The sequence below is a fragment of the Sphingomonas sp. AAP5 genome (assembly GCF_004354345.1).
Taxonomy (GTDB): domain Bacteria; phylum Pseudomonadota; class Alphaproteobacteria; order Sphingomonadales; family Sphingomonadaceae; genus Sphingomonas; species Sphingomonas glacialis.
Map to the genome: position 1 here is coordinate 1,855,278 of NZ_CP037913.1, position 23,824 is coordinate 1,879,101.

15 protein-coding genes and 2 pseudogenes are annotated in these 23,824 nt (G+C 65.9%); 9 read left to right on the forward strand and 8 right to left on the reverse strand.

The window, feature by feature from the left end; all coding sequences use genetic code 11:
* Positions 1–158: 158 nt before the first annotated feature.
* Entirely contained in the window at positions 159–3,239 is a 3,081-nt protein-coding gene (locus E2E30_RS08520; protein WP_133189026.1) for a TonB-dependent receptor, read from the forward strand.
* Positions 3,240–3,275: 36 nt separating this feature from the next.
* On the opposite strand, the gene E2E30_RS08525 is transcribed toward E2E30_RS08520, so the two are convergent.
* A complete protein-coding gene (locus E2E30_RS08525) occupies positions 3,276–4,721 on the reverse strand; it encodes a glucoamylase family protein (RefSeq protein ID WP_133189028.1) in 1,446 nt (481 codons plus the stop codon).
* A gap of 115 nt (positions 4,722–4,836) precedes the next feature.
* Here E2E30_RS08525 and E2E30_RS21000 point away from each other — a divergent pair.
* Positions 4,837–6,105 (forward strand): annotated as a pseudogene (locus E2E30_RS21000) (MFS transporter).
* Here E2E30_RS21000 and bglX read toward each other — a convergent pair.
* Complete coding sequence (gene bglX / locus E2E30_RS08540) at positions 6,089–8,317, reverse strand: beta-glucosidase BglX (RefSeq protein WP_133191997.1); 2,229 nt, start codon at positions 8,315–8,317, stop codon at positions 6,089–6,091. The pseudogene E2E30_RS21000 and the gene bglX sit on opposite strands and share 17 nt — an antisense overlap.
* Positions 8,318–8,496: 179 nt before the next feature.
* On the opposite strand from bglX, the gene E2E30_RS08545 reads away from it, so the two are divergent.
* The 3 genes and pseudogenes from E2E30_RS08545 (at position 8,497) to E2E30_RS08555 (ending at position 11,279) form a co-directional block, all read left to right on the forward strand.
* Complete coding sequence (locus E2E30_RS08545) at positions 8,497–9,522, forward strand: LacI family DNA-binding transcriptional regulator (protein WP_133189034.1); 1,026 nt, start codon at positions 8,497–8,499, stop codon at positions 9,520–9,522.
* 83 nt (positions 9,523–9,605) lie between these two features.
* Positions 9,606–10,496, forward strand: a pseudogene (locus E2E30_RS08550) (integrase core domain-containing protein).
* A gap of 363 nt (positions 10,497–10,859) precedes the next feature.
* Positions 10,860–11,279: a globin domain-containing protein gene (locus E2E30_RS08555; protein ID WP_165954480.1), complete on the forward strand. Its 420-nt coding sequence runs from the start codon at positions 10,860–10,862 to the stop codon at positions 11,277–11,279.
* A gap of 101 nt (positions 11,280–11,380) precedes the next feature.
* Here the strand turns inward: E2E30_RS08555 and E2E30_RS08560 are convergent, their stop codons facing one another.
* Genes E2E30_RS08560 through E2E30_RS08575 form a run of 4 tightly spaced genes read right to left on the reverse strand, consistent with a single transcriptional unit; the run spans position 11,381 to position 15,655 of the window.
* Positions 11,381–11,902, reverse strand: coding sequence for a YdcF family protein (locus tag E2E30_RS08560; protein ID WP_165954481.1), 522 nt, complete (start codon positions 11,900–11,902; stop codon positions 11,381–11,383).
* Positions 11,899–13,470, reverse strand: a complete 1,572-nt coding sequence (locus E2E30_RS08565; protein ID WP_133189040.1) for a cryptochrome/photolyase family protein — start codon at positions 13,468–13,470, stop codon at positions 11,899–11,901. Before E2E30_RS08565 ends, E2E30_RS08560 begins: the two co-directional genes overlap by 4 nt.
* Positions 13,471–13,523: 53 nt before the next feature.
* Positions 13,524–14,537 carry an inorganic phosphate transporter gene (locus E2E30_RS08570; protein WP_133189042.1) on the reverse strand — a complete coding sequence of 338 codons (1,014 nt, stop codon included), beginning with the start codon at positions 14,535–14,537 and terminating at the stop codon, positions 13,524–13,526.
* An 8-nt stretch (positions 14,538–14,545) separates the two neighbouring features.
* Positions 14,546–15,655, reverse strand: coding sequence for a DUF47 family protein (locus E2E30_RS08575; RefSeq protein ID WP_416194525.1), 1,110 nt, complete (start codon positions 15,653–15,655; stop codon positions 14,546–14,548).
* 244 nt (positions 15,656–15,899) lie between these two features.
* Between E2E30_RS08575 and E2E30_RS08580 the strand changes: the two genes are divergently transcribed.
* Positions 15,900–16,130, forward strand: coding sequence for a hypothetical protein (locus E2E30_RS08580; RefSeq protein WP_133189044.1), 231 nt, complete (start codon positions 15,900–15,902; stop codon positions 16,128–16,130).
* Between the two features lie 148 nt (positions 16,131–16,278).
* Positions 16,279–17,559 (forward strand): DEAD/DEAH box helicase, encoded by a 1,281-nt coding sequence (locus E2E30_RS08585; RefSeq protein ID WP_133189046.1) that lies wholly within the window; start codon positions 16,279–16,281, stop codon positions 17,557–17,559.
* A gap of 46 nt (positions 17,560–17,605) precedes the next feature.
* Here E2E30_RS08585 and E2E30_RS08590 read toward each other — a convergent pair whose 3' ends face one another.
* Positions 17,606–18,262 (reverse strand): Dps family protein, encoded by a 657-nt coding sequence (locus tag E2E30_RS08590; protein ID WP_133189048.1) that lies wholly within the window; start codon positions 18,260–18,262, stop codon positions 17,606–17,608.
* 208 nt (positions 18,263–18,470) lie between these two features.
* On the opposite strand from E2E30_RS08590, the gene E2E30_RS08595 reads away from it, so the two are divergent.
* Positions 18,471–19,727, forward strand: a complete 1,257-nt coding sequence (locus E2E30_RS08595) for a TolC family protein (protein ID WP_133189050.1) — start codon at positions 18,471–18,473, stop codon at positions 19,725–19,727.
* Positions 19,724–22,903 carry an efflux RND transporter permease subunit gene (locus E2E30_RS08600; protein WP_133189052.1) on the forward strand — a complete coding sequence of 1,060 codons (3,180 nt, stop codon included), beginning with the start codon at positions 19,724–19,726 and terminating at the stop codon, positions 22,901–22,903. The genes E2E30_RS08595 and E2E30_RS08600 overlap by 4 nt, the downstream gene beginning before the upstream one ends.
* A gap of 121 nt (positions 22,904–23,024) precedes the next feature.
* Here E2E30_RS08600 and E2E30_RS08605 read toward each other — a convergent pair whose 3' ends face one another.
* Positions 23,025–23,660 carry an SOS response-associated peptidase gene (locus E2E30_RS08605; protein WP_133189054.1) on the reverse strand — a complete coding sequence of 212 codons (636 nt, stop codon included), beginning with the start codon at positions 23,658–23,660 and terminating at the stop codon, positions 23,025–23,027.
* Between the last annotated feature and the right edge of the window lie 164 nt (positions 23,661–23,824).

Consider the following 23,824-nt stretch of genomic DNA (forward strand, 5'->3'; position numbering starts at 1 on the left):
GGGCAGGAAAAGACGGGTGTATCGCACGGGTTTCGGCCCGCAGGGTCGCGCGACATTCCGTCCCGCGCTGCTGCCGACGGCCCCCGCGCACGTGGCCGATCCGCTGACGAACGAGAACATGACGAGGCTGGCATCCGCCTCGAATTAGGGGAGACGACATGAACACGCTGATCAAGGCGAGCCTGAAGGTGGCGCTTGCGACTACCGCCCTCGTCACCGGGACGCTGCTGCTCAGCGCGCCCGCGATGGCGCAGACGACATCGACCGTGCGCGGGCATATCGACGGTGCGACCGCGGGCGCGACCGTCACGCTTACCGATCTCGGCACCGGCCATGTCGAAACGGTCAAGGCCGACGCCAAGGGCGACTATATTCTGGTCGGCCTGCCGCCGAGCACGTATCGCGTGGCCTCGGGCAGTCGCTCGGCCGAAGTCGTCGTGCCGCTTGGCCAGGCGGTCACCGTCGATCTCGCCGCACCCGCACCGGCCGCTGCCGGCGGTGGCAACGATATTGTCGTCACCGGATCGCGCGCGCGCGACGTGCGCACCGCGACTGTCGGCGCCAATATCTCGCGCTTCCAGCTCGAGAATTTGCCCAATGGCGACCGCAACTTCCTCAACTTCGCAGCGCTCGCGCCCGGCGTCACCGTCTCGCCGCCGACACTCGGCGGCAAGGCGCGCCAGGTTCAGGCGGGTGGCATCAATTCGGACAATACCAACACCTTCATCGACGGCATCAGCATCAAAAACTTGGTGAACCACGGCGGGACGGTTGGGCAGAATCTGTCGTCGGGCAACCCGTTCCCGGCGTCGGCGGTCGATCAGTTCGACGTCCAGACACAGAACTTCAAGGCCGAGTTCGAGCAGGCCGGCTCGGCGGTGATCTCGTCGATCACCAAGACCGGCGGCAACACCTTCCACGGCGAGATCTTCGGCGAATGGCAGCCCAAGGCGTTCATCAGCCGGAACTATGACGACCGCCCGGGCAAGCGCAACAATGTTACCGCGCCCTACGCAGCGAAACCCGATTTCGACACCAAATATTACGGCGCCAATCTCGGCGGCCCGATCATCAAGGACAAGCTGACCTTCTTCGTCGATTTCGAAGGCACGAGTAAGACCTTCGGCGCGAACGACATCAACGTCTATAACGGTACGTTCCTGTCGGCGCTGCCAGCGGCCGCGCAGACCTATGCGCAAAGCGCCAGATCACAGTATAACGGGAGCTTCCCCGCGACCTTCGACGAGAAGCTCTATTTCGGGAAGCTGACGTTCTACGCGACCGCGCGTGATACGGTCAACGTCAGCGCGTTCATCCGCAAGGAATCGAACCTCCAGATCAATGGCGGAGCGACGACGATCGACGCTTCGACCAACAATCGCAACGACGAGCACCGGTATCAGCTGACGTGGAACCATCGTGGCGAAGGCTGGCTCAATGAATTCATTTTCGCGCGCGACGCCGCCGCCAACGGCGCGATCCCCAACGTCACGGGCCCGTCGAGCGTCGTAACCTTCAACAACGGCGCGACGACGGGCGCTGCGGCGCGGGCGCCCAATATCGGCGATACCAGGGTGTTAATCCTCGGCGGCACCAACTTTACGCAGGACGACAACCAATATCAGACGCTGTTTAAGGACAACGTCACCTTCTTCGGCGGGGCGCACACCATCAAGGCCGGCGTGAAGGTCAACTTCACCAAGTTGCAGCGGCTCGAAGATAATAATAGCGCCGGCACCTATTTCTACGATGCCAACACCTTCGTCGGCCTCGGCAATGCAAACACCGGCGCGCCCTATGCCGCGACGATCAACACCGCGGCGGTCAAGCCGGTCACCGCGAACAACACCGAGATTGGCGGCTTCGTCCAGGACGATTGGCGGCCGAACGACCACTGGTTGATCAGCGGCGGCCTGCGCTGGGACTATGAGTCCAACGCGGTTAACAACAACTATGTCACGCCGGCCGCGATCGCTACCGCCCTTCGCGCCTATCCCGGCTGGAAGGCGGCGGGGATCAACGCCGAAGATTACATCTCGACCGGCAACAACCGGAAGCCGTTCCTCGGCGCGTTCCAGCCGCGCTTCGGGATTTCCTATGATGTGAAAGGCGATCGCGATCTCGTTTTCGTGCTCGGCGGCGGACGCTATTATAACCGCTCACTGTTCATCGATTCGGCGATCGAGACCATCAAGAACCAGTATGAATCGGTCGTTACGATCAACACGCCGCCGAATTGCACGCTAGGAACGGCGCGCTGCGTAGCGACGATCCCGACCAACGTCGACCAGTTGCGCACGCTCGCCGCGATGCAGGGCGGCGAGGTCCATGTGCTCAACAACCGGACGCGGATGCCCTATTCGGATCAGGTCAATTTCGCGGTGAAGAAGCGCCTGGGCGTGGTCAACACCTCGATCACTTTCGCCTATATCAAGTCGCACAACATCTATCAGGAAGTGATCGGCAACCGCAATCCGGACGGATCGTACAGCCCGGGCGGCAACCCGGTCTATTCTTATAACGGCGTGCCCTATGCCGCGGGGATCTTCTACGGCACCGCCGCGATCAACACCGCGCCGCTGCCCGGCTATGGCGCGGTCTTCATCGGCAACAGCGACGGCAAGGCGCATTATGCCGCGGTCTATCTCCAGGCCGACAAGCCTTATACCGAGGCGTCGGGCTGGGGCTTCAGCACGACGCTGACGATCTCGAGCTCGCGCTCGAACGACACGCGCAACGGCGCCTCGATCGGCGATCCTTTCAACTTCGACGCGCCAACGATCGGCGCGCAGGGGTATGGCGATTCGAGCGGGCTCGAGCGCTGGCGCTTCGTCGCGACCGGCACCGTCAAGCTGCCGCTCAACATCCGCGCGACGGGCTTTGCAACGATCTCGTCGGGCCCGTCCTATGGCGGTGCGCTTTGCGGCATCCCGAGCACCGCGCCCGGCGGCGGCGGCTGCTACACGACCAATTTCGGCATCTATCAGCCGGGTGGAATCGGCTACAAGAACATCGACTTCAACATCGCGAAGACGTTCAAGATGCCCTACGCGCACGGCCAGGCGCTGACCGTCTATTTCCAGGCGCTCAACGCGTTCGACTTCGTCAACCGCAACTATTCGACGTTCGGCGGCGGTTTGCAGACGCTCAACGGCGCTGGCCCGACACGCAATCCTGACACTGGCTCGGTCGCGAGCCAGGGACGCAACTTCAAGATCGGCGCTAAGTACACGTTCTAAGGGCGAGCGCCCCGGGGAAACCCGGGGCGCTGCCTGCTACGCTGCGAGCCAGCCGCCGGTGAAGCCCGCGCGCTGCAGCCCGAGCCGGATCGGCGCCGAGCGGCGCATCAGCCGCCAGATCATGCCGTCGCGCGCATTCGCGATCGCGCCGAGGATCGGTCCTTGGTCGATCCCGAGATAGTTCTCCGACACCCATCCCCGCACCGGATCGACCGCCCCGCGTTGGATCGGCTTTTCAGGGGTGCAAAAGCTCGGGTTGAACGCGTCGTAAAAGCCGTAGCGGCCGTAGAGCCGGTCGCCCTGCTGCTTGTGCAGCGCCAGCGTCGCCGGCACCACAATCTCGGGCGCAAAGGCGAGCGAGCCGATCGCCGCGGTCGGCGCGATCGTGCCGTCGTCGAAACCGTCGGGCTCGTCGACCGGCCCCCGCGCCGAATAGGAGCGGTAATAGGTGATGTGCCCGTTGACGTCATATTGCACGTCGGCCGGGCCGGCGGACGCGGTCAGCCCCCAGATGTCGCGCGAATAGCCCGCCCAACCCATCGGGTTGCGGATCGCATAATTCCGTTGCGCCCAGGTCGCGCGGCGGCTGTTCTCGAAATAATCCATCCCCGCTGCGCGCATCGCGGCGTCGCGGATGCCGCGAAAGTCGATCCACATCTGGCTGTATTGGTGGCCGAACATCGGCGCAAAGGCGAGCCGCCGCGTCGCGCCGCTGCCGCGCCAGCACTTCGCGTAGGGCCCACACCACGCCGCCCAAGCATCGGGGCCAACCGCGTGCGTGGGCGATCCCAGCGCGAGCAGATTGACCATCATGCCCTCGTTATAGCCGTCCCAATTGCGCGTGATGAAGCCGGCGCCGGGGTGCCAGCCCATCGACAGCACCGCCTGCCCGCGCCGGAACCACTCCCAATCCGCCCGCGCATAGATCGCTCGGGCAAGCCGGCCGATCTCGCGTTCGTCGGGATGGTCCTGATCATAATATTCGGCGGCGAACAGCATGCCGAGGAACAGTATCGTGCTGTCGACCGACGACAGTTCAACATCGCGGAAGCGCAGCCCGCTATCCATGTGGAGGAAGTGGTAGAAGAAGCCGCGGAAACCCACGACGCCGGACGTTCCATCGCCCTGCGGCGCCTGATCGAAGAAGCGCAGCGTCGCCAGCGTGCGCTCGCGCGCGGCGGCGCGGCCGATCCAACCACGCTCGACCCCGATCGGATAGGCGGTCAGCGCGAAGCCGACCGCGGCGACGCTGCAGAATTCGGGATTGGGCCAGGCGTCGGGCACCAGCCCGTTCGCCGGATTGCCCGTCTCCCAGAACCAGCGGAAGGTGCGTTGCTCGAGATCGTCGAACAAGGCCGGCAGCTTGGGTGCGCGCATGGAATCGCGGCGGCGATCGCGCGCCTCCGCGGGCGCCGTGACTCCGCCTGCCAACCCTCCCACCGCCATGAAGGTGGAGGCGGCGAAGGTACGGCGATCGATCACAAGGGCTCTCCAGCCCATGCCGGCTAGCGCATCGGGCACCGCGGATGTAACCGGTTACAGAGGTCGGTCAAGCGAAATGCCGAGCGATCAGCCAAGCCGTGCTATCGCGCCCTCGATGACCGATTCGGCATCCCTTGCACCACAGCTTTGCTGGCCCGCGCGGCTGCGGTTCGCGTCGGGGGATTTCGCGTGCAATCTCTTCTGGCAGAGCTCGAGCCTGTTTCTGTTTTTCTATTATACCGACGTACTGCACCTCGCGCCGCAGGTGGCCGGCCTGATCTACATGATCGGTTCGGTGTGGGACGGTATCGCCGATCTGCTGACCGGCATCTGGGCCGAGCGCGGACGGCCCGCTTATGCGCGCGTGATCAGCTATGGCGCGATTCCGCTCGGGCTCGCCTTTCCATTGCTCTATTTCGCGCCGCCGTCCCACGGCATGGCGCTGGTCGTCGGCCTGCTGGTCGCGCAGATCGCGTTCCGGTCGCTCTACGCGCTGGTCAACATCTCCTATGCTGCATGGAGCGTACGGATCAGCAGCGACAGCCGCGACCGCGCGGCGATCGCGGGCGTGCGGATGCTGTTCGGTACGATCGCCGCGGTGGTGGTCTCGCTGTCCACCGAGCGGATCTCGCTCGCGGCGTCGGGGACGCCGACCGGAACGACGGGGTTCCTCGTCGCGGCGGCGCTATTCGCGGCAATCGCGACGCCGCTTCTGATCCATGTGGCGCGCGGGTCGCCACACGGCGCGGACGCATCGCCGATCGCGCCGCCGACACCCGTGCTGCGCGGTCTTGCCACATTGGGCGCCAACCGCGCGTTCGTCACGCTGTGCGCGGCAATGATGTGCATCGCGATCGCATCGACGATGCTGTCGCGCTCGGTGCTCTATTCCTTCACCTAGGTCGTGCGCGACGCGCTTGCCGGCACGGCCGCGCTGGCGGTTGCGGGCAGCACCGTGTTCGCGCTGACCGACACCGGAGCCGCCTGGCGCGCGGACCTGTTCCTCGTGACGATGCAGGCCGCCCTCGCCGCGTTCAGCTTCGTGTTCTGGGCGATGCTGCCCGATACCGTCGAATACGGCGAACTGCACAGCGGCGTGCGCGTCGAAGCCCTGTCGTTCGGCGTCGCCGCGTTGCTGCAGAAGGTGTCGATCGGCGCCGCGACCGCGATCACCGGATTTGCCTATTCCGCGATCGGCTATGCCCCGCAAACCGCGCAGTCGCCCGAAATCATCACCGATATCCGCTGGATCATGGTCGCCGCGCCGATCCTCGGCTGCCTGCTGTCGGCGCTGGCGATGGCCGCCAACCCGCTGCGCCGCGACACGCACCGGCGGATCGTCGCGACGCTGGCCGAGCGCGCCGCGGCTAGGCCGCCAGCGTAAAGCGGCCCGACACGCCCTCTGCCTCAGCCGATGGCGCGATCCAGACCTGAAACGCGCCGGGCTCGACCGTCGGCTTCATGGCGGTGCCGATAAACGTGAGGTCGGAGCGACGCAGCGTGAAACTCACCTTCTGCGATGCGCCGGGCGCCAGCGTAATCCGCCGATAGGCGACGAGCTGGCGCACCGGGCGCGTGATGCTCGCAGCGACATCGTGCACGTACAGCTGGACGACCTCATCCGCCGCGACCTTGCCGGTATTGCTGACCGTCGCCGACACGCTCAGCGTGCCATCTGCCGACACCGTGCCGCCGTTGCTCGTCTCCAAGCCGGCATAGGCGACCTGGCCATAGGTCAGGCCATGCCCGAACGGGAACAGCGCGGTGTTGGGAATGCCGCGATAATGCGCCTTGAACGGCTCAAGCGGACCATCGGGGTTTGGCCGGCCGGTCGCCTTGTGCGCATAGTAATAGGGCGCCTGCCCCGTCGCGCGCGGGAAGCTGACCGGCAGCCGCCCTGACGGGCTGAAGCGCCCGAACAGGATGTCGGCGATCGCCGGCCCGCCTTCCGATCCGAGGAACCACGTCACCAAAATCGCGGGTGCCGCGAGTACCGCCCCGTCGAGCGCCAGCGCGCGACCGTTCTTGAGCAGCACCACGATCGGCTTGCCCGTGGCGGCCAAGGCTTCGGCGAGCGCGCGCTGCGCCGCGGGCACGACGATCTCGGTACGCGCCTGGGCCTCGCCCGACATGTCCTGGCTCTCGCCGATCGCGAGCACTACGACATCCGCCGCCTGTGCCGCCGCGACCGCCGCGGCGATTCCGCCGTCGAGCGGCACATCGACGCCCGAGCCCGGCGTCACGCTGATCTCAGCCCGCGGACCGGCTTGCGCCCGCACGCCCGTCGCGAGATCGATCGCATCGGCATCGGATCCATAGACGTTCCACGGGCCGATCAGATCATGCTGTCCCGCCGCGAATGGGCCGACCAGCGCGATCTTGCGGTTCTGCGCCAGAGGCAGCAGCGCGCCATCGTTCTTGAGCAGGACGATCGAGCGCCGAGCCGCGTCGCGCGCCACCGCGCGGTTGGCGGGCGTGCCGATCCGCGCCGCTTCGCGCTTCGCATCGATCCGGCGGAACGGATCGGCGAACAGACCGAGCGCCACCTTCACGCGAAACACGCGCCGCACCGCCTGGTCGAGCCGAGCCATCGGGACGGCGCCCGAACGCACCAAGTCGGGGAGATATTTGATGTACAGCGCGCTCTGCATGCTCATGTCGACACCCGCCAGGAAGGCCAGCCGTGCAGCGTCGCGCTCGTCGGCGGCGAAGCCGTGCGCGATCAATTCCTCATCGCCAGTATAATCCGACACGGTCAGCCCGCCGAAACCCCATTCTTTGCGCAGCACGTCGGTCATCAGCCAATGGCTGGCAGTCGCCGGAATCCCCGCCACTTCGTTGAACGCCGCCATCACCGACCCGGCGCCGGCATCGAGCGCTGCCGCGAACGGCGGAAAATAGACGTCGCGCAGGCTTCGCTCGGAAATATCGACCGAATTGTAATCGAGCCCCCCCTCACCTGCGCCATATGCCGCGAAATGCTTGGCGCAGGCCATCACCGCGTCGTTCGCGGTCAGCGTGCTGCCCTGGAAGCCGCGCACCCGGGCGCGCGCAAAATCGCAGCCGAGCAGCACGTCCTCGCCCGCACCCTCGACACCGCGCCCCCAACGCGCGTCGCGCGCGATGTCGACCATCGGCGCGAAGGTCCAATCGATCCCCGCCGCCGCCGCCTCCAACGCCGCGACGCGCGCGGTCCGCTCGGCGAGCGCGGGATCGAAGCTCGCCGCCTCACCCAAGGGCACCGGGAACACCGTGCGGAAGCCGTGGATCACGTCTGCAGCGAAGATCAGTGGAATCTGCAACCGGCCGCGCATCGCTGCCTGCTGCATCGCCAGCGCCATTTTCGCGCCATTGCCGTTGAAGACGCCGGTCAGCCGACCAGCCGCGGCGTCCGCCAACTGACTCTCATAGCCACCGGTCGGGGCGATCGGATTGAGCTTGCTTGCGGCGCCGCCCGCCCACGCCGCAGCCATCAGCGTCAGCTGCCCTGCTTTTTCCTCGAGCGTCATTTGCCCTACTAGCGCCTCGACGGCCAGCGGCAGCGCGCCGGTGCCAAGCGATTCCAGCAGCGCGCTAGCCGGACTGGAGCGCCACATCAGCGCCGCCGCACTGCCGAGCATTAGGCTGCGTCGCGAGACCTGTATCGTGTTCAATCAATCTTCCCCAGTTTTGCGAGGCCTATCGCAAATGTAACCGGTTACAGCAAGAGCCTTGCCGCGGTGCCGCTTTCGTGGTGCAAGCGGGCTTGAGAACAACAGCCGGAAACCTTCGCTTTATGGCGCATGCCACAATCCGTGATGTCGCTCGCGCGGCGAACGTTTCGATCGCCACGGTCTCACGTGCGTTGAACGGCCACGGAAATGTGCGCGCCAATCTGCGCGAGCACGTCCAGTCGGTCGCAGCCGCGCTCGGCTACGTGCCGCACACCGGCGCGCGCAGCCTTAGCTTGGCGCGCACCAACGCGATCGGCGTGATGTTGCCCGATCTTCACGGCGAATTCTATTCGGAGGCGCTGCGCGGCATCGACGCCGAGGCTTCCGCGCGCGGGTTGCAGCTGCTGCTGTCGAACATGCACGGCGATCAGCGCGGGACTGAGACTTTGCGCTTCATGCGCGGGCGTGTCGACGCCCTGATCATCATGGCGCCCGATATCGACCCCGAGCGCCTGCTCGCGCATATCCCGGCGAGTTTGCCGACGGTCCTCATCAGCTGTCCCGACGTCGCGGCGGACCATCCGCAGTTCCGCATCGATAATGTCGCCGCCGCCGATGCGATGGTCGAGCATTTGGTCGCGTCCGGGCGGCGGCGCATCGTCCACCTCTCTGGCCCGCGCGGCAACCGCGATGCCGAGGAGCGCATCGTCGGCTATCGGGCTGCGATGACCCGCCACGGCCTCAACCCGCGCGTCCTGACGGGCGATTTCGACGAGGAATCGGGGACAGCTGCCGCACAGGCGCTGCTCGGAGACGTCGAGGGGCCCGATGCGCTGTTCGCGGCGAACGACATGATGGCGATCGGCGCGCTCGTCGTTTTTCAGCGCGCCGGGCTTAACGTGCCCGACGACATCGCCGTCGCGGGGTTCGACGATATCCCGCTCGCCCGCTTCGTCACTCCGGCCCTCACCACGATGCGTGTGGGGATTGCGGAGATCGGCGCCGAGGCGGTGTCGCGCGCGGCGGCGATTCTCGCCGGGGGGAACGACACCGGGATTCGCTGGGTTGCGCCGCAGATCAGGCAGCGTGCGAGCACGATCAGCGGTACTGCCGATACGCCGCCGCCGGCGCCGCACAACATCTCCTGACGGTCAATAGACCAAGGTCCCGTGTGACATGCTCCCCAGAAATCATGCCATTGGTACGTTAGCTCGTCAGATGGAGACGAGTGATGCAGCGAGGCCGATTTACCGAGGATCAGATCATTGCCGTGCTACGCGAGCATGAGGCTGGCGTGAAGACCGCCGACCTGTGCCGCAAGCACGGGATCAGCGATGCGACGTTTCACACCTGGAAGTCGAAGTATGGCGGGCTGGCGGTGTCCGATGCTGCGCGATTGCGTGTGCTCGAGGAAGAGAACCGACGGCTGAAGAAGCTGCTGGCGGAGTCGATGCTGAACGTGTCGGCGTTGAAGGATCTGCTGGGAAAAAACTGACCCGGTCTGCGGCGCGCTACGTTGCGGTGGAGAAGCTGATGGCCGACCACGGCTTCTCGTAAGCGTCGCGCCTGCAGGCTGGTCGGGGTCAATCGGTCGGCATGGCAATAAGAGCCGCTGCGCGGAAGGGACGACGTTGTCCGCGAGCGGATGCGCGAGATCGCCAATGAGCGCCGCCGGTTCGGCTATCGGCGGCTGGCGATCCTGCTCAAGCGTGAGGGCGTCGATACCTCTTTGTCGGGCCGGCGGGTCGTTCGCGAGCTGGGCGCCATCGCCGAACGTCGTGGGCTGCCGTGCGCGGTGTTCAGCGACAATGGCCCCGAGCTCACCTGTCACACCGTCCTCCCCTGGTGCCAGGAGACAGGGGTCGAATGGCATTACATTGCGCCGGGCAAGCCGCAGCAGAACGGCTTGGTCGAGAGCTTTAATGGTCGCTTGCGCGACGGGTGCTTGAACGAGCACCGGTTCTCATCGCTGGCTGCGGCGAGACGGATCATCGCGGCATGGCGGACGGACCAAAACAATGTGGGTCCGCACCGCAGCCTTGGCGGGTTGGCACCCGCCGAGTTTACCAACCGCCCCAGCCAAGGGCATACGGACACCAAAGCTAAGGTATCAGCGGCCTGAGAATGGGGAGCACGGGGCAGATGAGGACCCTACAGAAGTTCGCTTCGGTCCATGCCAACGTCCACAACAACTTCAATCACGAACGCCATCTCATTGATCGCCACACTGGGGATAATCGTGCGCGCGCATGTGCTCTCACCGCCCGTCTATTATGGCTACCGATCGCTGCCTGTTACCCAAAAGTACCCCCAAACCATCGGCACTCTATCGGGTTGAACTTGATCTAGATCATTGACGCGCAAGATTGTGCTGCACCATGTTTCTCTGCCAGGCTGCGAGCTTGGCGGGTCAAGATGGCAGCGGGGTAATCGGACACTGAAATGATGGAATATCGAACGATATAACCCGAGAGGAGCAGCGAAGGTGGCTTTAACTCCAGAGCAGGTTCAGCTCGTGAAGGACAGCTACTCGCTGATTTGCAAGCATTCCGAACCGTATTCTATCCTCTTCTATCACCAGCTATTCCTGAAGCATCCGTTCGTGCGCGCGCTATTTCCTGACGAATTGACGCACCAAACGAGTGTGTTCAGGCAAACCATCGATGTCTTGGTCGAAAACATCGCTGACCTTGCCCGCATGCGTCCGACCTTGGCGACCTTGGCCAGACAGCATGTTCAGTACGGTGTGGACACATACCAATATGCGATCGTCGGAGCCGTGCTGATCGATACGTTCGCAGAAATTCTGGAAAGCCGTTTCACTTCGGAGGCCCGTAAAGCTTGGGAAGCGGTCTATGCGGAGACTGCGGCCATCATGATATCGGAGTCCAGCACGGGACATTAGCGGAGAACGCCAGGGTCGCTCGCACGCCTGCATCGGCCGTCCTGCCCGGCACGTAGACCGACACGATCGCGGGCGGGACACCGACCGCGATAGCCTTCCCCTCATCGACGGCGATGGCGCCAGGCAGCGTTCACGCCTGCGACCATGTCGTAGGGAATCGCTGCGGCCTCGCGCATCCACATCTTGGCCTGCAACGGCTTTGGCCCGCGCGCGACCATCCGTACTGGACGGCTGGCAAGGCCCAGCAACGCAAACAGCATCCGCACGCGGGGGTGGTGGTACGCATCGGTACAAGTCCGGATCGCCGTATAACCGTGACGCCGCGCATAGCCCGCAGCCGCGCGAACCGTCTGGAGCGTGTCCGCGCTGACGTCATCGAGGATCAGCCGATCGCGCGCGACGGTGCCGTGCAGCAGTTCGGCCATCACCGCCGCCTCGGACGGTGGATAGGTCCCCACCCCGCCCGAGAGGAACAGGTCGGCGCGCGGATCCGCTTCGGCAACCGCAGCGGCATAACCGACGCGGCGCGCGAGTGCGGGGCTGGCCGTCCCATCGGCCCGCACGGCAGCCCCGAACACCACGACGAGGGTGCGCGCAGGCGCCTCAGGTCTGTCGATCGTCATCGCGCGTCCGATCCGCTTCCGCGCGCCCATCCCTTTGCCGCCGGTACGAGCGTCGCGAGGAACGCCTGCGCACTCGCGCGATAGGAATCGCGCACCTCGGGCTTCATCCGGTTCCACGTCGCGTACATGTTCGCCATGCGGTGATTGCGCCCGAACAGACGTTCGTGCCGCGCGAGAAAATCCCAATACAGCGCATTGAACGGGCAAGCGTCGGGCCCGACCTTCTTTTTCACATCGTAGCGGCATTTGCCGCAATGGTCGGACATCCGGTCGATATACGCGCCGCCCCCGGCATAGGGCTTGGTCGCGAGCCGGCCTCCATCGGCGTGCTGGCTCATGCCGATGACGTTGGGCAGTTCGACCCATTCATAGGCATCGGCATAGACGACGAGGAACCAGTCGGCGACGTCCTGCGGCCGCACGCCGGCGAGCATCGCGAAATTGCCGAGCACCATCAGCCGCTGGATATGATGCGCATAGGCATTGTCGCGCGTGTTGCGCACCGCTTCGGCGAGGCACAGCATCTGCGTGTCGCCGGTCCAGTAGAAATCGGGCAGCGGCCGAGTCGCCTCGAGCGCGTTCGCGGCTGCGACGTCGGGCATCTCGAGCCAGTAATAGCCACGGACATATTCGCGCCAGCCGATGATCTGGCGAATGAACCCCTCCGCCGCATTGAGCGGCACGCTGCCCGCGGCATAGGCGTCGGCGGCGGCCTGCGCGACCTCGAGCGGGGTCAGCAGCCCGAGATTGAGCGCGGGGCTGAGCCAGCTATGGTAGAGCCAGTCCTGCCCCGTCACCATCGCGTCCTGATACGTGCCGAAATCGGGGAGCGCGGTCTTGACGAAATGCGCGAGCGCCTCGCGCGCCTGCGCGGCGGTCACCGGCAAGGCGAACTGCTCCAGCCGCCCGAAATGCTCGGCAAAGCGATCGGCGACCAGCGCCATCACCGCCTGCGTCGCCTCGTCGGGCGCGAAATGCATTGGCTCGGGATAATTGAGCCCGCGCTTGGGCGGTGCGCGATTGTCCTTGTCGAGATTCCAGCGGCCGCCCTCGGGCTTGTCGTCGGGAGTCATCAGCAGGCCGGTCTTGCGGCGCATCTCGCGATAGAAATATTCCATCACGAGCTCGCTGCGCGCCTGTGCCCAGGTCTGGAATTCGAGGATGCCGCAGATGAAGCGATCGTCGATCAGCACGTCGACGCGAAGCCCGAACCGCTCGGGCCAGCGGTCGATCATCGTCCGCACGCGCCATTCGCCGGGCTCGACGATCCGGATCGCGCTTGGCCGATGCCGATCGACCGCGCGCGCGACTTCGCCCGAGAAGCTCCCACTATTTTCGGGATCGTCGAGCCGGATGTAATCGACGCTCCATCCCGCCGCGCGCAGTTCGTCGGCAAAGTGCCGCATCGCCGAGAAGATCAGCGCGATCTTGCGCTTGTGGTGGCGGACATAGGTCGTCTCGTCGGCGACCTCCATCAGCAGAACGACGGTGCCGTCTTTCGGCACGCCGTGCAGCGAGGCGATGGTGTGCGACAGTTGGTCGCCGAGGATCGGAACGAGGATGGTCATCGCACTCCAACGTCCGGCATCGCGCCGGGATGCACCACGCCGCGATTGGACGCTCAGAACAGCGTCGTCAGCATGTAGAAGGCCGCGCCGACCGCCGCCGAGGCGGGGATCGTGATGATCCACGCGACCAGAACGTTCTGCGCCACGCCCCACCGCACCGCCGACGCGCGCCTGGCGACGCCGGCACCGATGATGCAGCCCGTGATCGTATGCGTCGTCGAGACGGGAATCCCGAGCAGCGACGCCGCGAACACCATCACGGACCCGCCGAGCGAGGCGCTGAACCCCTGGTGCTGCGACAATTTGGTGATGCGCGAGCCCATCGTCTCGATGATCTTCCACCCGCCGGTCAGCGTGCCGAGCCCCATCGCGACGTAGCAGCTGATCGCCACCCAATGCGGCACTTCGAAATCGCCGTGGAGATAGCCGGTCGAGAACAGCAGGACGGTGATGATCCCCATCGTCTTCTGCGCATCGTTGAGCCCGTGGCTGAGCGAATAGGTGCCCGACGAGATCAAGTGCAGCGCGCGGAACGAGCGCTCCGCAGTGCGATGCGTGGCGCGGCTGAACAGCCAGCTCGACACCAGCATGATCAGCATCGACAGGATCATGCCGAGCACCGGCGACAGCACGATCGCGATCAGCGTCTTGTTGAGTCCGCTCCACTGCACCCCGGTGATGCCCGCATGCGCGACTCCCGACCCGATCATCCCGCCGACCAGCGCGTGGCTCGACGACGAGGGAATGCCCTTGAGCCAAGTAACGACGTTCCAGAACATGGCGCCGACCAGCGCGCCGAACACCACCGCCGGAGTCACCAGTTCCTGCGCGATCAGCCCCTTCCCGATCGTCGAGGCGACCGCGTGCAGGCTCGGGAAGGTGATCGTCAGGAAATAGGCGGCGAAGTTGAAGAAGCCTGCGAACAGCACAGCGTGGACGGGTTTGAGCAACCGCGTCGACACGACCGTCGCGATCGAATTCGCCGCGTCGTGCAACCCGTTGAGGAAGTCGAACGCGAGCGCGACGGCGATCAGGCCGATCAGCAAGGGCAAGGCTAAGGTGTACATCGATCTGGTCAGGCGTGATCGATGACGATGCCATCGATTTCGTTGGCGACGTGTTTGAAGGCGGCGACGATCCGTTCGAGATGCTTGTACACCTCGCGTTGCACGATGAAGCCGAGCGTGTCGCTCGCGCCGAGTTCCTTGAACGCGCGCTTTACGCCATTGGCGTGGATCGCGTCGGCCTGGCTCTCCATGCGGACCATCCGCTCGGTCAGTTCGTGCAGCCGCCCGCCATTCCTCCCAACGTCGCGCAGCAGCGGCATCGCCTCGGCGGTGAGCCGCGCGGCATCGACGATGATCGCGGCCATGTCGGTCATTTCCTGAGTGAAGTGCGCGACCTCGTACAAGTCGATCGCTTGCACCGCGGCCTGCATCTCGTCGATCGAATCGTCCATCGCGCCGATCAGGCTGGTGATCGCGCCGCGATCGAACGGCGTGAGGAAGGTCCGCCGCACCGTCAGCAGCATCTCGCGCGTGATGTCGTCGGCGTCGTGCTCGCGCTCGATCACTTCGCGGATATGGTCGGCGGCGCCGCCGGTGCCGTTGCGCAGCAACCGCGCGACCGCGTCGGCCGCGGCGCCGATCGCGACGGCGTGCGCTTCGAACAGCTCGAAGAAATTGCCGGTGCGCGGCAGGAGGCGTTGGAACCAAGCGAACATCGGACGGACTTTCGTAGTTTTGGCAACGGCCGCAAGCACACCCTTGCGCTCTGCGGCGGTCTTGAATTCGGCGGGGCCGAACGAGCGGATGAGATCGCGCAAATCGCTTTCATCGACCGCGTCCGCGGCGTCGGGGAGCGAGAACCAGCGACGTTCGCGCTGCGACTGTTCCTTCCACACGTCGTGCTCGCGCGTCACCGCCAACGGGAAGACGTCGACATCGAGCATCAGCGAGGCGCCGTTGCCCTTGCGCTTGCGGTAGCGGTACGATCCGAGCGGGGTCGGGCAGACGAGCCCGCTGACGCCGGCCTCCTCCTCGGCCTCGACCGCGGCGGCCCGGTGGGACGCCATCCCGGTCATCGGATTTCCCTTCGGAATGACCCATCGCTTGCTTTCGCGCGAGGTGACCAGCAACACGCGCACGGGCGCGTCGATTCTGGTCCCTTCGGTGCGATAGGGCAGTGCTGCAATCTGGCGGATGATCAGGCTCCCTTTGTTGCACCCCCGTATCGGACCGCCACGACGCCGCCAATCCCATGGGCGGCATCGTCGCTGCGGTTGGATGGGTCGCACGACGATCGCTCGCTACCGCCGAATCGACGCATATTCCACCGCAGACTTGCGTCTCGCGTGCGCTCCGGCGATGTCGGGCCAAGCCGTTCGTTGGAAACGGTACAGGAGCAGAGCAGCAAAAGATGCGAATCCCATGACTGCGCGGTCCCTGTCGCCGTCCGAGCCTGCCGTCCTGTTTCGCTCGCGCGCCGAATGGCCCGACGAGATCGAGCGGGCCGTGCTCGAGCAGATTGGCGACGGCCCTCTGGCCAAGATGATCCGCATCGCGATGACCGATCCCGATGAAGAGCTGTGGCGCTATTCGATCAGCGTGTCGGGACAGACGATCGCGGGGAAAGCGATCCGCGCTTTGGAGCTTCAATAAAGCGGCCACTACAACGCGGCCTTGAGCGTCCCCGCCTGAGATGTTCGAGATTGACGCAGTGCAGCATCGCACCTACCAGCCCGCGCTCCCAACCTCGCTAAGCCCGATCAGGCGCAGCTTTGCTCAGCGCCGGAGGCGCCGCGTGCCCATGACCATGACTTTCGCCGATCTCGCACTCGCGCCCTTCCTGCTGCGCAGCCTCGCCGACCTCGGCTACGCCAAGCCGACCCCGATCCAGGCCGGCGCGATCCCGCTGCTGCTGCAGGGCCGCGACATGCTCGGCATGGCGCAGACCGGCACCGGCAAGACCGCAGCCTTCGCGCTGCCGCTGCTCCATCGCCTCGCCGCCGATCCCCGCCCCGCACCTGCGCGCGGCGCACGAGTCCTCGTGCTGGCGCCGACGCGCGAACTCGTGTCGCAGATCGCCGCAGGGTTCGAAAATTTCGGTCGCGATCTGAAGCCGCGTGTCACCACGATCTTCGGCGGCGTCAGCGCGTTCCACCAGGTGAAGGCGCTCGAGACTGGCGTCGACATCATCGTGGCGACACCGGGGCGCTTGCTCGATCTGATCGAGCAGGGCGAATGCGACCTGTCCACGCTCGAGGCGCTGGTGCTCGACGAGGCCGACCAGATGCTCGACATGGGCTTTGCCAAGCCGATCGCGCAGATCGTCGCGACCGTGCCGACCGAGCGCCACACCCTCCTGTTCTCGGCAACCATGCCCAAGTCGATCACAGCGCTCGCCGATAGCTTGCTGCGCGATCCGGCAAAGGTCGAGATCGCCCCGCCCTCGACCACGGTCGAGCGGATCGAACAGTCGGTGATGTTCCTCGATGCCGCCAACAAGAAGGCGGCATTGCTCGACTTGCTGCGGACCCCCGACATGGGCCAGGCGGTCGTCTTCACGCTGCAGAAGAATATCGCCAACGAAGTGTGCGCGTTCATCAGCGAAGGCGGCATCACCGCCGAGGCGCTCCACGGCAACAAGTCGCAAGGCCAGCGCGAACGCGCGCTCGACGCGTTCCGCGCGGGCACGGTGCAAGTCCTGGTGGCGACCGATATCGCCGCGCGCGGGATCGACGTCGACACCGTGACGCACGTCTTCAACCACGATCTGCCGAGCTTGCCCGAAAGCTATGTCCACCGCATCGGCCGCACCGGGCGCGCAGGGCGCAGCGGCTACGCCATCACGCTGTGCGATGCCGAACAGCGCGCCTGGCTCCACGATGTCGAACGCGAGATCGGCCAGACGCTGACCGTCCAGGACGATCACCAATGGCATTGCGAAATTGCGCGCCACTCGACCAAGCGCGCGCCCGTGCTCGGCGGCGGCCCGGTCAAGCAAGTCAAGGCGCCCAAGGAGCGCGAGCGCAAGGTCTGGACCGAAGAGGAAAAGGCCGCCGCGCGGATGGCGGCGAAGGCTGCCTGAACCGTGCTTGGGGCGGCAGCGCCAGACGCGCTCCCGCCCTTTGCGCTTATTGAACCGGTGCGCTCGGGCGTCCGGTGGGCGCGAGCGGGCGGCCGCCGTTGAGATCGGCGCCGGTGTTCGAATCGGTCGGTGTCGACTGGATCATCGCACGCATCTGCCACTGATATTTGTCGATCGCGTGCTGGACTTCCTGCAGCAGGTTCGACGTGGTCGGATCGGTGTCGTTGGTCGCCTTGATCCCCTGCGCGATCTCGTCGCTGGTCACCCGGTAATATTGCGCGAACCACTGGATGACCTGCGCATCGTCGACAAAGCCGCCCGGGAATTCAGGGATGCGGCTTGTGCGGATGATCGTGTTGGCGCGACCGTCCGACGAGACGCCGATCCCCTGCAGCCGCTCGGCGACTTCATCGGCATATTTTGCGACGCCTTCGTAATGCTCCTGCAGCAATTCGTGCAGCGGGTAGAACAAGGTGCCCGAGACGTTCCAATGCGCTTGCTTGGTCTCGAGTTGGAGTTGCTGGAGTTCGGTCAGCGTCTGCTGGAGCGCCTGGGTCGAAGCGCGCAGCCCCTCGCCCTGCGGCCCCGCATGAACGCGGTCGGTGACGCTGTTGAGCGGGAACGGGCCGGTCTGCGGCTGGGTCTGGGCAAACGCGGGCGACGCACAGAGGAGCGCCGCCGTGGCGAGTAGGATGGAACGCATGGAAGTCCTTTCGATCGAGCACTGGAGACGCCACCGCGTCTCGCTCGGCACGCTCAACGGTCGTTCGGTCGAAGGGTTGTCTAAATTCGCTTTCAGCTTTGCTGCGAGGCGACACTGGACCACAGCGGACCCTTCTGTCTGAACTCGTGTTTAGTCGACGCGAGCGCTCGCGCCGCTAACGGGTGCAGCTCGGTCTAAAGGAAGTAGCATGCGGAATCTTTTCCTCGCGGTGGTGCTCGCCGCTACGCCAGCGCTGGCGGCAGCGCAGGAGACGACGGGGATGTCGCTCGACCGGCTCGCGCAGGATGTGATCGCCAACAATCCCGAGCGGCAATTCTATCAGCGCCAGATCGAGACCGCCGGCGTCGAACGCGCCGCGGCAGGGCGCTGGGCCGACCCCGAGGCCGTGGTCGAATTCGGCCAGCGGAGTGCGAACGACCGCACCACCGGCGCGCTGCTCGGCGACGGGCAGACCTATGCCGTGTCGATCGTCCAGCCAATCGAATTCGGCGGGCGGATCGCGCTGCGTCGCGCGATCGCCGAGCGGCAGATCGACCTTGCCAAGATCGGTCTCCAGCAGTTCGACGCGACGCTCGCCGCGCGGGCGCGCTCGCTCGGGTACGGGCTGTTCGCCGCCGACGAAAAGGCCGCCACCGCACGAACCGTCGCCGCACGGATGCGCGACCTTTCGCGCGTTCTCGTCGCACGCGATCCCGCCGGCCCTGCCCCACGGCTCGAAGCGGCATCGCTCCAGGCCGGCGCAATCACCGCCGAGCGCACCGCGGCGATGGCCGATGCCGAGGCGAATTCGGCGCTGTACGAGCTCAATCAGTTGCGCGGTGCACCGTTCGCGGCGCGGATCCGGGTCATCCGCCCCGACATGCGTCTACCCGATCTCCCCTCGGGCGCAGCGCTCGCGGCGAGTGCCGCCGCCAACAATTTCGAACTGAAGTCGCTGCGCGCGCAGTTCGAGCAGCAGGGTCTGCGCGTCGATCTTGCGCGCAAGTCGCGAATCCCGATCATCGGCGTCGGCCCGTATTACGACCGCGCCCGCTCCGACATTCGCGAGACCAATTACGGTGTGCGGCTGTCGACCACGCTGCCGGTATGGAATCGCCAGGCGGGCGACGTCGCCGCGCAACAAGGCCGCCAGGCGCAGGCCAATGCCACGCTGATCAACGCCGAGCGCCGGATCGAGCGCGACGTGTTCGACCAGGCCGCGCAATATGAGGCCAAGCGCAAGGCGCTCGGCCAATGGTCGGGCAGCACGCCGCAGGGCTTTGCCGATGCCGCCGCCGACGCCGACCGCAACTATCGGCTCGGCGCGATCCCGCTGCAGGTCTATATGCAGATGCAGCAATCCTATATCGAAGCGACCAACGCCGTGCTTGATACGCGGCGCGAGGCGCTCGAGGCGCTGCTCCAGTTGCGTGCGCTCAACGGCGGGACCGCGCTCGCGCGATGATCGGCTGGTTGCTCGCGCTGGTGACGCGTCACCGGCTGGCGGTGACGATCGTCACCGCGATCGTCGCGATGCTCGGCATGGGCGCCTATTCGGCGCTCAAGATCGACGCGATTCCCGACATCACCGGCGTCCAGGTCCAGATCAACACGATGGTCCCCTCGCTCGCGCCCGAGGAGATCGAGCGGCTCGCGACGCTGCCGATCGAGCGGGCGATGGCGGGCCAGCCGGGCCTGCAGGAAACGCGCTCGCTGACCAAGACCGGGCTGAGCCAGGTCACTTTGCTCTACAAGGACGGGACCGACCAGCTGCGCGCGCGCCAGCTCGTCGCCGAGCGAATCCAGGCGGTGCGCGATCAGCTTCCGCCGGGTGCGACGCCACAAATGGCGCCGATCACGACGGGCTTGGGCGAAATCTATTACTACACGCTCGAATGGAAGAATCCGCCCAAGGATTACGACGCGCAGCGCCAGCTGATGGAGCTCTACGAGGCGCAGGAATATACCGTCCGTCCGATGCTGCGCGCGGTCACCGGCGTCGCCGACGTCAATTCGAACGGCGGCATGGAGCAGCAGTTCGTCGTCCAGCCCGATCCCGCACGCCTTACGCTGCACGGCGTGACCGCGGGCGAACTCGCCGCTGCGGTCGGCAAGAATGTCGAGAATGCCGGCGGCGGGATCATCGTGCGCGGGCCCGAGCGCTTCACCGTGCTGACCAAGGCCCGCGTCACCAATGCGACCGAGATCGGCTCGATCCCGGTCAAGTTCGCCGCCGGCGTGCTGCCGCTGCAAGTGCGCGATCTGGCGAACGTCGTGATCGGCTCGGCCCCGCGCCAGGGGGCGGCAACGCAGAACGGGCGCGAGACCGTCCTCGGCACGGTGATGATGCTCGTCGGGCAGAACAGCCGCGAAGTCGCATTGCGCGTGCAGGATGCATTGCCCGATATCCAGGCGGCGCTGCCCAAGGGCATGGTGCTCGACCGGCAATATAGCCGCGCCGATCTAGTCGACCGCGCGATCTCGACCGTCGAGCACAATCTCGGCGAAGGCGCGCTGCTCGTCGCGCTCGTCTTGCTCGTCGTGATGGGCAATTGGCGCGCGGCGCTGATCGTCGCGCTGGTCATCCCGCTCGCCTTCCTCGTAACCGTCTCGGGCATGACCGCGATCGGCGTGTCGGGCAATCTGATGAGTCTGGGCGCGCTCGATTTCGGACTGATCGTTGACGGGTCGATCGTCGTGATCGAGAACAGCCTGCGGCTGCTCGCCGAGCGACGGCGCGACAAGGGCGAGGATCTGACGCCCGAGGAACGCCGCCAGACCGTCGCCGATGCAGCCAAGATGGTCGCGCGGCCGACGCTGTTCGGGATCGTGATCATCGCGCTGGTCTATGTACCCGTGCTCAGCCTCGGCGGGGTCGAGGGCAAGCTGTTCCAGCCGATGGCGCAAGCAGTGATGCTCGCGATCTTCGCCGGGCTGATCTGGACCTTCACGATCGTCCCCGCGCTCGCCGCCTGGCTGCTGCGCGCGCCCGCTGGCGAAGCCGGCGACGGCGGCAAGACGGGGCTGATCGGCTATGCCGAACGCGGCTATGTCCCCGTGCTCGAGCGCGCGCTCGCGCATCCCAAGCTGCTCGTGCTCGGCGCGCTCATCCTGCTGGCGGGGACGTTCCTCGTCTTCCGCACGCTCGGCTCGCAATTCACCCCGCAGCTCGACGAGGGCGCGATCACCGCGATGGTCTATCGTCCGGTCGGCATGTCGCTCGACCGCAGCCTGGCGATCGAGAAGGAAACCGAGCGCCAGATCAAGCGCCAGTTCCCGCAAGTGACGCACACCTTCTCGCGGATCGGCACGAGCGAAGTCGCGACCGATCCGATGCCGCCGAACGAAAACGATCTCTACATCTTCTACGCGCCGCTGAAGGACTGGCCGACCGGCGAGGGCAAGCCCAAGACCAAGGAAGAGCTGGTCGCAGGAATCGAGAAGATCGGGCGGAAGGTCTATAAGGGCCAGACCTTCGAATTCGCCCAGCCGATCGAGATGCGCTTCAACGAGATGCTCGAGGGCGTCCGCGCCGACGTCTCGGTCAAGGTGTTCGGCGAGGATTACGACGTGCTCGAAAAGGCGGCCAAGCAGGCCAAGGCGATTCTCGAGAAGCAGCCCGGCACGGCCGGCGTCGAGTTCGAGACCGCCGGGCGGCCGAAGAGCATCGTCGTCGAGCTCGATCATGCGGCGCTCAACCGGCTCGGGCTCGGCACCGCCGAGGTCAACAAGGCGATCACCGATGCGATCGCCGGGACCGAGGAGGGTTTCATCCCGCACGAGGAAGCACGCCACATGATCGTCGTGCGGATGAAGGAGGATCTGCGTGCGGATCCAGCTTCGATCCTCGCGCTGCCGCTGCGTGTCGGCGAATACGGCATGGTGCCGCTGTCACGCGTCGCGCACTTGCGGACGATCCGCGCGGTCGAGCCGATCCTGCACGACGGCGGCAAGCGCCGTGCAGCGTTGATGGTCAATCTCAAGACCAGCGATCTTGCCGGCTATGTCAAAAAGGCGCGCGCCGAGGTCGAGCAGCAGGTCAAGCTGCCGCCAGGCTATCGCATCGAATTCGGCGGGCAGTTCCATCAGCTCGAGGCGGCGCAGAAGCGGTTGTCGATCGTCGTGCCCGCCGCGCTGATCCTGATCTTCCTGCTGGTCTATGCAGCACTCGGCAGCGTGAAGGAGGCGGCGATCGTCTACACCGGCATTCCGTTCGCGGTGACGGGCGGCGTGCTGGCGCTTTGGCTACGCGGGATGCCGTTCTCGATCACCGCGGCGATCGGTTTCATCGCGCTGTCGGGGATCGCGATGCTCAACGGGCTGGTGCTGATTGACCATATCAACAGCCTGCGCGACGGCCGCGACGGCGATGCGCTTCCGGTCGACGACGCGGTGCGTCAAGGCGCGCGTGATCGATTGCGGCCGGTGCTGTCGACTGCTTTGGTCGCGTCGATCGGCTTCGTGCCGATGGCAATCGCGAGTGGTGCCGGTGCCGAGGTGCAGCGCCCGCTGGCGACGGTGGTGATCGGCGGAATCGTCACCTCGACGCTGCTGACGCTGGTGCTGCTGCCGAGCCTGTATCGGTGGTTGATCCGCGACGCTGGCAAGGCGAAGCCCAAGGACGAGGTGGCGGCCGACTGATCCCACCCCCCGCCGTCACCCCGGCCTCGTGCCGGGGCCCACCGTGCCGCGTACGCTGAACCGGCAGTATGTGGATCACGGTGGACCCCGGCACAAGGCCGGGGTGACGGCGGGGGGATGGCTACGTCTCGTTCCGCCGCGTCGGGAACACCGGCCCGCGCACCGTCATCCGCTCCGCCGGATACGGGCGCTGCAGCGCGACCACATCGTCATAGCTGCCCCGCAGCCAGCGCTCGTGATCCTCGGGCGCGAGGATCGTGACCATCGCCTTGGGATGGATCGGCGCGACCAGCGGATTGGGGTCGCAGGTCACCATCGTGAAGCCGTTGCCCTTGGCGGTACGCTGCCAGAACCCAGCGACGCAGAACAGCGGCTGGTCGGTCACCTGGAACCACATCTCGCCCTTGAGCGGCTTCTTGCCGTCGCCGAGATCCTGCGCGTCGGGCGTCCATTCGCAAAATTCGCTGAGCGGTACGAGGCAGCGATTCTCGGGGCTGGCGGCGAGCGCACGCCACTGCGACAGGCCGAGATTGCGGACGTTGGTCATCGGCCACGCCGCCGCGCCGCCGAGCACGTCCCACGTCATGATATCGAGCCCGCGTCGCCCGGCCTCCTCGCGCACGACATACGCGCGTCCGCGCGGCATCAGCTCGCGCGGGTTGAAACGATTGTCGAGCGGGCGCTCGGGTTCGAACACCGTCGCGAGGTGCGTATGGAGCGTTTCGGGCTCGTAGCTGAGGCGGGCGCGGTTGCACATCGTCGGTCGCTCCGGTGGATTGGGCTAAAGGGCCGACACCTCGCCCCTGGAGGAGCGCGCCATAGGCTACCGCGTCCCGCCATCTAAGCAACCGCTTGGCGGCGATCAATCCACCCACACGCCACGTCTCCACTCCGATCTCATGCGGTCGGCAGTGGTATCGC

Bases quoted from the DNA above. Each gene is read 5' to 3' on its own strand.
- E2E30_RS08590 (WP_133189048.1), bottom strand. From the start codon at position 18,262: ATGCGTTCCATCCTACTCGCCACGGCGGCGCTCCTCTGTGCGTCGCCC.
- bglX (WP_133191997.1), bottom strand. From the start codon at position 8,317: ATGTGGCGCTCCAGTCCGGCTAGCGCGCTGCTGGAATCGCTTGGCACC.
- E2E30_RS08560 (WP_165954481.1), bottom strand. From the start codon at position 11,902: ATGACGATCGACAGACCTGAGGCGCCTGCGCGCACCCTCGTCGTGGTG.
- E2E30_RS08605 (WP_133189054.1), bottom strand. From the start codon at position 23,660: ATGTGCAACCGCGCCCGCCTCAGCTACGAGCCCGAAACGCTCCATACG.
- E2E30_RS08565 (WP_133189040.1), bottom strand. From the start codon at position 13,470: ATGACCATCCTCGTTCCGATCCTCGGCGACCAACTGTCGCACACCATC.
- E2E30_RS08520 (WP_133189026.1), top strand. From the start codon at position 159: ATGAACACGCTGATCAAGGCGAGCCTGAAGGTGGCGCTTGCGACTACC.
- E2E30_RS08600 (WP_133189052.1), top strand. From the start codon at position 19,724: ATGATCGGCTGGTTGCTCGCGCTGGTGACGCGTCACCGGCTGGCGGTG.
- E2E30_RS08585 (WP_133189046.1), top strand. From the start codon at position 16,279: ATGACCATGACTTTCGCCGATCTCGCACTCGCGCCCTTCCTGCTGCGC.
- E2E30_RS08580 (WP_133189044.1), top strand. From the start codon at position 15,900: ATGACTGCGCGGTCCCTGTCGCCGTCCGAGCCTGCCGTCCTGTTTCGC.
- E2E30_RS08595 (WP_133189050.1), top strand. From the start codon at position 18,471: ATGCGGAATCTTTTCCTCGCGGTGGTGCTCGCCGCTACGCCAGCGCTG.
- E2E30_RS08570 (WP_133189042.1), bottom strand. From the start codon at position 14,537: ATGTACACCTTAGCCTTGCCCTTGCTGATCGGCCTGATCGCCGTCGCG.
- E2E30_RS08545 (WP_133189034.1), top strand. From the start codon at position 8,497: ATGGCGCATGCCACAATCCGTGATGTCGCTCGCGCGGCGAACGTTTCG.